Origin of the sequence: Falsiroseomonas selenitidurans, from assembly GCF_012103215.1 — a bacterium.
GTDB classification, from domain to species: domain Bacteria; phylum Pseudomonadota; class Alphaproteobacteria; order Acetobacterales; family Acetobacteraceae; genus Falsiroseomonas; species Falsiroseomonas selenitidurans.
Genome location: NZ_JAAVNE010000001.1, coordinates 190,189 through 198,843 on the forward strand (window position 1 = coordinate 190,189; position 8,655 = coordinate 198,843).

Consider the following 8,655-nt stretch of genomic DNA (forward strand, 5'->3'; position numbering starts at 1 on the left):
GATGCGCCGCCTCGCTTCCCTGCTGCCGATCCTGGACTGGGCGCCACGCTATACGCGCACGGATGGGGTGAACGACCTGTTTGCCGCGGTGATCGTGACCATCATGCTGGTGCCGCAGAGCCTGGCCTACGCCATGCTCGCCGGCCTGCCGCCGGTGGTCGGGCTCTACGCCTCCATCCTGCCGCTGGTCGCCTATGCGCTGTTCGGCACCAGCCGGACGCTGGCGGTCGGCCCAGTCGCGGTGGTCTCGCTGATGACGGCGGCCGCGGTGGCGCCGATCGCCGTGGCGGGGTCGGCGGCCTATGTCACGGCCGCGGTGACGCTCGCCTTCCTGTCGGGCCTGGTGCTGCTGGCGATGGCGGTGCTGCGGCTCGGCTTCCTGGCGAATTTCCTGAGCCACCCGGTGATCTCGGGCTTCATCACCGCCTCGGGCATCCTGATCGCGGCGAGCCAGCTCAAGCACATCCTCGGCATCCGGGCGGAGGGCGACACGCTGCCGCGCATCCTGGTCGAACTCGCGCAGGGGCTGGGCGGGGCGAACCTGCCGACGCTGGCAATCGGCGTCGCCGCGACCGGCTTCCTGTTCTGGGCCCGGCGATCGCTGAAGGCGTTGCTGCTGCGGGCCGGGCTTGGGCGGAGGCTGGCGGACCTTCTGGCCAAGGCGGGGCCGCTCGCGGCCATCATCCTGTCGATCCTCGCGGTGGTGCTGATGGGCCTCGACCGGGCGGGCGTGCGCATCGTGGGCGAGATCCCCGCCGGCCTGCCGCCCTTTGCGGTGCCCAGCTTCGACCCGGCGCTGTGGGTGGCGTTGCTGCCGGCAGCGGTGCTGATCAGCCTGGTCGGCTTCGTCGAATCCGTCTCGGTCGCGCAGACGCTGGCGGCCAAGCGCCGCCAGCGCATCGTGGCGAACCAGGAGCTGGTTGGACTCGGCACCGCGAACCTCGCCTCGGCGATCTCGGGCGGCTATCCGGTGACCGGCGGCTTCGCGCGGTCGGTGGTGAATTTCGATGCCGGCGCGGCGACGCCGCTGGCCGGAGCCGCGACGGCGCTCGGCATTCTCGGCGCGACGCTGTTCCTCACGCCGCTGTTCCGTTACCTGCCGCAGGCGGTGCTGGCCGCGACCATCATCGTGGCCGTGCTGTCGCTGGTGGACCTCGCCGCGATCCGCCGCACCTGGACATATTCCAGGGCGGACTTCGCCGCCATGGCCGCGACCATCCTGCTGGTGCTGCTGGTCGGCGTCGAAGCCGGGATCGTCGCCGGCGTCGCGCTGTCGCTGCTGCTGTTCCTGTGGCGCACCAGCACGCCGCACATGGCGATCGTCGGCCAGGTGCCGGGCACCGAGCATTTCCGCAACGTGGACCGGCACGCGGTGATCACGGAGCCTGCGATCCTGTCCCTGCGCGTGGATGAAAGCCTGTATTTCGCGAATGCGCGCTATCTGGAGGACCGCATCTACGCCGAGGCCGCCGCACGTCCCGCGTTGCAGCACGTCATCCTCATGTGCCCTGCGGTGAATCTGATCGATGCGAGCGCGCTTGAAAGCCTGGAGGCGATCGCCGACCGCCTGCAGGCCGCCGGGGTCGGCTTCCACCTGTCGGAGGTGAAGGGGCCGGTGATGGATGCGCTGAAGCGCTCGGACTTCTTCGAGCATTTCAAGGGCCGGGTGTTTCTCTCGCAGTTCGAGGCCGTGCAGGCCCTGGTGCGGGAGCCGAGGCCGAAGGCGCCAGGCCCGGCGGCCGATCGGTGACGCCGGCGGGCGCGGGGCAGGCGCGGCCCATCATGCCAGCCATCGTCACCCCCGGAGCGGTTCCGGACAATCTCCCATGAATGCCGCCCTCCCCCCGCGGCGCCGGGCCCGCAGCTTGTCCCGGGGGCGCCAGGTGTCGCCCGGGCCTGGGGAGCGATCGACCCCCCAGGCTTCATCATGTTGTTTTCCAGGGCAGCCATCCGGACCCCTCGCCGGCCGCGGTGGACGCGCCGCGACACCCCCTCTGGACAGGCGGCGCGCCGCGAAGGAGGCTCCCGCCATGGAAACGCCCCTCAAGCCGCACGGCCTCGCCAACCGCTCCTCGAATTACGGGGACCGCGAATTCGCCCTCTATCTCCGGCGATCCTTCGCCAAATCCATGGGTTATTCCCAGGCCATGCTGGACAAGCCCGTGGTCGGCATCGCCGATACGGGGTCCGACTACAACAACTGCCACCGCACGGCGCCGGAGCTGATCGAGGCGGTGAAGCGCGGCGTGCTGGCCGCCGGCGGGCTGCCGCTGGCCTTTCCCACCATCAGCATCTGCGAGCCCTCGCTCTCCCCCTGTTCCATGCATTACCGCAACCTGATGGCGCTGGACACGGAGGCGATGCTGGCGAACCAGCCGATGGATGCCGCCGTGCTGGTGGGCGGCTGCGACAAGACGGTGCCGGCGCAGCTGATGGCCGCGATCTCCGCCGGCACGCCGAGCGTCATGCTGGTGGTCGGGCCGATGCTGGCGCAGGCCTTCGCGGGGGAACGCCTCTCGGCGTGCACCGATTGCCGTCGGTACTGGGCGCGCTACCGGGCCGGGGAGGTTTCGGGCGAGCGGATCAAGACTCTTGAGGGAAAGCTGGCCACCACCGCCGGCACCTGCGGCGTGATGGGCACCGCCAGCACCATGGCCTGCATCGCCAGCACGCTGGGCTTCATGCCGCTGGATGCCGCCTCCGCCCCCGCCGTGCATGCCGACCGGCTGCGCATGGCGGAGGAAGCCGGCGCGCAGGCGGTGCGGCTGATCCACAAGCCGGTGGCGCCGCTCTCCCTGATGACCCAGGGCAATCTGGACAATGCCGTGCGCGTGCTGCTGGCCCTCGGCGGGTCCACCAATGCCGTGGTGCACCTGGCGGCGATCGCCGGCCGCGCCGGGCTGAGCCTGGACCTGAAGCGCCTCGACGAACTCAGCGAAACCACCCCCGTGCTGGTCGACCTGAAGCCGACCGGCGAGGGCTACATGGAGGATTTCCACGCCGCCGGCGGCATGCAGGCACTGCTGTGGGAAATCCGCGACCTGCTGGACCTCGAGACGCTGGACCTGGACGGCGTGACGCTGCGCGACCGCATCGGCGATGGCAGCCATTTCGTCGACCGGAAGATCATCCGGGCGCGGGAGACGCCGGTGAGCCCGGTGGGCGGGCTGGTCGCCCTGTTCGGATCGCTGGCGCCGGATGGCGCCATCCTCAAGCGCAGCGCGGCAACGGAATCGCTGTTCGAGACAGAGGCGCGCTGCCTGGTGTTCGACGGGCTGGCGGATCTGTCGAACCGCATCGACGACCCGGCGCTGGACGTGACGCCGCAGGACATCCTGGTGCTGAAGAATGCCGGGCCGCGCAGCCCCGCCGGCATGCCGGAAGCCGGCTATCTGCCCATCCCGAAGAAGCTGGCGCGCCAGGGCGTGAAGGACATGGTGCGGATGAGCGACTGCCGCATGTCCGGCACCGCCTTCGGCACCATCGTGCTGCACATCGCGCCGGAAGCCGCCGTGGGCGGGCCGCTGGCGCTGGTGGAGACCGGGGACCGCATCCGGCTTTCGGTGCGCGACCGCAGCCTGGACCTGCTGGTGGATGCGGCCGAGCTGGACCGCCGCCGCGCCGCCTGGACCCCCGCCCCCGCCCCGGCCCGTGGCTGGGACCGGCTGGTGCATGAGCAGGTGACGCAGGCCCCCGAGGGCGCGGACCTCCGCTTCCTGCAGGCGGCACCCTGAGCACGGGGCCATTGACCCCGACGGAGCGCCAGGCCCATCAAGACGTGACGTGAATCGCCGCGGCGGCCGAGGCAACGCGCTGCCCCACCCCGACCCTTCCCCGCCCAGCGGGGGAGGGAGAAAGCCGCGCTTCCCGGCTGTTGCGGGGGCGGGCCGGGGTGGGGGCCGCAGCCGGCGCGGCAGAACCGCTTTCCTCCAAGGGTTGCAGCATGCCCATCATCAACCGCATCGCCGACTTCCACCCCGACATGACCGCGTGGCGGCAGGATTTCCACCGGCACCCGGAACTGGGCTTCGAGGAGGTGCGCACCAGCGGCATCGTCGCCCAGAAGCTGCGCGAATTCGGCTGCGACGAGGTGATCACCGGCATCGCCACCACCGGCGTGGTCGGCGTGATCCGCGGCCAGGGCGCCTCCGGCCGCGCCATCGGCTTCCGGGCCGACATGGACGCGCTGCCGATCGAGGAAGCCACGGGCAAGCCCTGGGCCTCCACCGTGCCGGGCACCATGCATGCCTGCGGCCATGACGGGCACACCACCATGCTGCTGGGCGCCGCGCGCTACCTGGCGGAAACCCGCAACTTCGACGGCACCGTCTACCTGATCTTCCAGCCGGCGGAGGAGAATCTGGCGGGTGGCGAGGTGATGGTGAAGGAAGGGCTGTTCGAGCGCTTCCCCATGGACCGCGTCTTCGGCCTGCACAACTGGCCCGGCGCGCCGGCCGGCGTCTTCCTGCACGCCCCCGGCCCGGTGATGGCGGCGGTGGCGAATCTCGAAGCCACCATCACCGGCCGCGGCGCGCATGGCGCCATGCCGCATAACGGAATCGACCCGGTGCTGGTCGCGGCCCATGTGGTGACGGCGCTGCAGAGCGTGGTGGCGCGCAACCTCAACCCGCTGGAGGCCGGCGTCATCACCATCGCCCATATCGAGGGCGGCTTCACCTTCAACGTCATCCCCGAAAGCGTGCGCCTGCGCGGCACCGCGCGCTGGTTCCTGCCGGAGGTGGGGGACCTGCTGGAGGCGAATTTCCTGCGGATCGTCAACGGCGTCGCCGCCAGCTTCGGCGCCACCGCCGAAGCCCGCTTCAGCCGCGCCTATCCGGCGACGGTGAACGAGGCCGAAAGCACCGTGATCGCCGCCCGGGCTGCTGCCAGCGTGGTGGGGGAAGCGCGGTCCCGCACGCTGCCGCAGCCGACCATGGGCGGCGAGGATTTCAGCTTCATGCTGAATGAGCGCCCTGGCGCCTACCTGTTCCTGGGCGGCGGCAAGGGCGAGGGCGACGCCATGGTCCACCACCCGAAATACGACTTCAACGACGAGATCCTGCCGATCGGCGCCAGCTGGTTCGCCACGCTGGCGGAGCAGGTGCTCGCCCGGAAGGCATGATCGCGGGCGGCGCGGTGGATCACGGCGCCGCGGCGGCCAGGCCTTCCCCCCAGGGCGGCGCCGGCTCCGCGCCGCGGCTGCGCAGCCCATCCACCAGGCCGAGCAGGCGGCGCGTCTCGAAGGGCTTGCGCAGCACGGCGTCGAAGCCGGCGGCGCGGCAGGCCGCGTCGAGTTCCTCAGCCGGGTCGGCAGTCAGGGCGATCAGCGGCACCCGCCCCTGTTCGCCCGGCAGGGCCCGCACCGCCCGCGCCACGCCGACGCCGCCCAGCCCTGGCATGTGCAGGTCCAGCACCACCAGGTCGAACCCCGCGCCATGCAGGGCGGCCAGGGCGTGCGGCCCATCCACCGCCGCCGTCACCGCATGGCCGGCGCGTTCCAGCACCGTGGTCAGCAGCATCCGGGCAGCCGGCACGTCCTCCGCGACCAGGATGCGCAACGCCCCGCCGCTGCGCGCCACCGCCGGCGCGGCGCCGGGGCGGAAGGGCACCCAGAAGGCGAAGCGGCTGCCGCGGCCGGGCTGGCTTTCCACGCCGATGGCGCCGCCCATCGCCTCCGTCAGACGGCGGCAGATCGCCAGCCCCAGGCCACCGCCCGCGACCGGCTCCGGCATGTCCGCCGCTTCCGGGGCGGGGTCGCGGAAGCGGTCGAAGATGCGTGGCAGCTCGGCCTCGGCATGGCCGGGGCCGGTATCCGTCACCGCCACCTCCACCCGTTCCGGCCGCGGCGTCAGGCGGGCGGACAGCGTCACCTCGCCGTGCCGGGTGGCGCGGATGGCGTTGTCCAGCAGCTTGGTCGTCACCTCCCGCAGCCGGGTGGGATCGCCGCGGATCCAGCGCGGCAGCCCGGGGTCGATGGCCACCCGCAGCGCCAGGCCCTTGGCGAGGGCCACCGGCCGCATCAGCGCGGCGCATTCGTCGAGCAGCGGGGCGATCTCGACGTCGCTGTCCTCCAGCGCCACCGTGCCATGTTCCAGCCGGGCGAAATCCAGCACGTCCCCCACCAGCGCCAGCAGCGCGTGGCCGGCGCGGCGCTGCTGCTGCACCCAGCCCAGCGCCTCTGCCGGCAGGGGGGCGTCGGCCAGGCGCTCGGTATAGTCGAGCAGCCCGGCCAGCGGGGCGCGCAACTCCTCGCTGACGGCGGCCATCATCTCCGTCCGCCGCCGCTCCTGCTCCGCCGCGCGGGCCAGCACCTCCCGCTGCCGGCGCTGGTGCCGGGCGGCATCGCCACGGTCGCGCAGGGCGGCGCGGGTGGCGACGCCAAGCCCGGCCAGCACGGCGGAAGCGCCGAGCGCCAGGGCCAGCCACCAGCCGGCCATGTCGCCGAAGCCCGGCGGCGGTGCCGCCACCACCAGGGACCAGCGGGACTCGCCGACCGGCAGGGCCAGGGCCAGCACCTCCTCGGTCTCCACCAGCGTGGTGCGGCGCTGCAGGGCCGGGCGGACCGTCTCCGGCGCCTCCCGGCCATTGGCGGCGCGGGCGATCAGCCTTCCCTCGCCATCCACCAGCAGGGCGGACCAGCCATCCGGCAGGCCGGCCCGGTCCAACAGTTGGGCGAAGGTGGTGGCTTCCTGGGTCGCCACCAGGGCGAAGCGCACCGCGCCATCCACCCGCACCGGCACGCGGAAGGAGACCCGCCCCTCCACCAGCCCGCCCGGCGCCGGATGGCCGGTGCGCAGCACACTGCCCACCGCCGCCAGATCCTGGATCGGCGGCAGCGCCGCCTCCGCCGGGTAGCGCAGGTTCAACAGCTGCCGCTCACCATCCGTCAGCGCGATGGTGAACCAGTTGGGCTCGCGCGCCAGAAGGCGCTGCGCCTCCCGCCGGAAACCGGCCAGGTCGCCAGTCTCGAGGTGCTGGGACCCGGCCAGCGCATCCAACGCGCGCAGGCCGGCGCGCAGTTCCGAATCCAGCCCGGCCACCAGGGTGGTCGCGGTGCGCTGCAGGTCGCGCCGGCGGTCAGCCTCGCGTTCCGCATGCAGGGCCAGCAGCAGCACCAGGCCGAAGGCCGCCAGCGGCAGCAGGGCCAGGAACGGCGCCAGGGTGGCGGCCCGGTTCCAGCCGCGCAGGACGCCACCCTCCGCGGGCGTGGGTTCCGTCGGATGATCGCGGGTCAACACGCGAGCGGGTGGCCTTCCGTCTGGTGTGCAGCAGCATCGCCCAGGGCGTGGCTTTCGCGCAGGCAGACCGGGCGGCCCGCCCTTGGGGCCGCCGGATCATACCAGCGTCGGGGGCAATGTCACCCACCACGTCTACTCCGGGGTGCAGCCCTCGCGGCCGGCGCAACCCACGGGGCGGTCAGGCCGCTATTGCGGCTGGATCCGCGCCGCGGCCACCAGCGCCCGGTTGCGGTCGATCTCGGCGGCGATGGTCGCCTCGAACTGTGCCGCGGTCTCCGCCAGGGGGGTCAGGCCGAGATCGGCCATGCGGGCGGCGACGGCGGGCTCGTTCGCCGCCTGGTTCACCGCCGCATTGGCCCGGGTGACGAAGGCCGCCGGCAGGCCCTTCGGACCCCAGACGCCGGTCCAGCCCTCATAGACCAGGTCCGCGAAACCGGATTCCGCCAGAGTCGGCACATCCGGCAGCACCCGCTGGCGTCGCGCGGAGGTCACGGCATAGGCGCGCAGCCGCCCGTCGCGGACCAGCGGCAGGGCCGGGCCAAGCGGCGCGATGAACAGGCTGACGGCGCCCGAGACCAAATCGTTCATCGCCGGGCCGGTGCCGCGGTAGGAGACAAAGGTGGTCTCCACCCCCAGCTTCTGCCACAGCGCCGCCGTGGCGAGCTGGCCGACCGAGCCCAGCGAGGATCCGGCGAAGGAGAAGCGGTCCGGCGTGGCGCGCAGGCCGGCCAGCAGCGCCCGCAGATCGGCCTGCTCCAGCGCGGCACCGCCGACCAGCACGTAGGGGATGGAGACGGTGCGCGCCACCGGCGTGAAATCCGCCCGCAAATCGAAGGGCACGTTGCGCTGCACGAAGGGCAGCACCGTCAGCACCTCGTTGGAATAAAGCAGCGAGGTGCCGTCCGCGGCGCTGCGCGCCACCGATTCCGCGCCAACCACGCCATTGGCGCCGGAGCGGTTCTCGATCACCCAGGTGACGCCGAGGGCCTCCGCCGCCTTGGGCGCGATCAGCCGGGCCGTGAGGTCCGTGGTGCCACCGGGCGGATAGGGCACGACGAGGCGCGCATTGCGCGACTGCGCGAGCGCCGGCGCGGCCAGAGCGGCGAGGCCGAGCCCGACGGCGCCGCGGCGGCTGATGGCTGTGGTCATCCTGTCGTTCCCCCTCATTGGGGGCATGCCGACGCGCCTGGCCGTGGCCGGTCCGCCTGCACCCTCCCCCGCGCATGCCTGTCGCCGCCCGGCGGGCGTGCGGAATGCTTCAAGACCTAAGTATGTCCCGGTGGCATGACGACATGTCAAGCCGCGCCTGGTGGGGTCGGGCGCGGCCTGGTCTGCGCGGTCCTGACGCGGGGGCCGAGGCCCCGGAGGCAGAAAAGCGGGGGCCGAGGCCCCGGAGGCAGAAAGGCGGGGGCCGAGG

5 protein-coding genes are annotated in these 8,655 nt (G+C 72.7%); 3 read left to right on the plus strand and 2 right to left on the minus strand.

All coding sequences use genetic code 11. The features are described from left to right. The first annotated feature begins 1 nt into the window (after window position 1). From HEQ75_RS00880 to HEQ75_RS00890, 3 genes are all read left to right on the plus strand, one after another. On the plus strand, window positions 2–1,750 hold the full coding sequence (locus tag HEQ75_RS00880; RefSeq protein ID WP_168027018.1) for a SulP family inorganic anion transporter: 1,749 nt from the start codon (window positions 2–4) through the stop codon (window positions 1,748–1,750). A gap of 280 nt (window positions 1,751–2,030) precedes the next feature. Continuing rightward, entirely contained in the window at window positions 2,031–3,734 is a 1,704-nt protein-coding gene (locus HEQ75_RS00885; protein ID WP_168027019.1) for a dihydroxy-acid dehydratase, read from the plus strand. 209 nt (window positions 3,735–3,943) lie between these two features. Beyond that, window positions 3,944–5,122 (plus strand): M20 aminoacylase family protein, encoded by a 1,179-nt coding sequence (locus HEQ75_RS00890; protein WP_168027020.1) that lies wholly within the window; start codon window positions 3,944–3,946, stop codon window positions 5,120–5,122. A gap of 19 nt (window positions 5,123–5,141) precedes the next feature. On the opposite strand, the gene HEQ75_RS00895 is transcribed toward HEQ75_RS00890, so the two are convergent. Together HEQ75_RS00895 and HEQ75_RS00900 are read right to left on the minus strand one after the other, a co-directional pair. Then, window positions 5,142–7,235 (minus strand): hybrid sensor histidine kinase/response regulator, encoded by a 2,094-nt coding sequence (locus HEQ75_RS00895; protein WP_168027021.1) that lies wholly within the window; start codon window positions 7,233–7,235, stop codon window positions 5,142–5,144. Between the two features lie 189 nt (window positions 7,236–7,424). Then, window positions 7,425–8,387, minus strand: a complete 963-nt coding sequence (locus tag HEQ75_RS00900) for a Bug family tripartite tricarboxylate transporter substrate binding protein (RefSeq protein WP_168027022.1) — start codon at window positions 8,385–8,387, stop codon at window positions 7,425–7,427. Between the last annotated feature and the right edge of the window lie 268 nt (window positions 8,388–8,655).

What these genes read in the sequence shown, in the direction of transcription:
- HEQ75_RS00880 (WP_168027018.1), top strand. Translation starts at nt 2, where the DNA reads ATGCGCCGCCTCGCTTCCCTGCTGCCGATCCTGGACTGGGCGCCACGC.
- HEQ75_RS00885 (WP_168027019.1), top strand. Translation starts at nt 2,031, where the DNA reads ATGGAAACGCCCCTCAAGCCGCACGGCCTCGCCAACCGCTCCTCGAAT.
- HEQ75_RS00890 (WP_168027020.1), top strand. Translation starts at nt 3,944, where the DNA reads ATGCCCATCATCAACCGCATCGCCGACTTCCACCCCGACATGACCGCG.
- HEQ75_RS00900 (WP_168027022.1), bottom strand. Translation starts at nt 8,387, where the DNA reads ATGACCACAGCCATCAGCCGCCGCGGCGCCGTCGGGCTCGGCCTCGCC.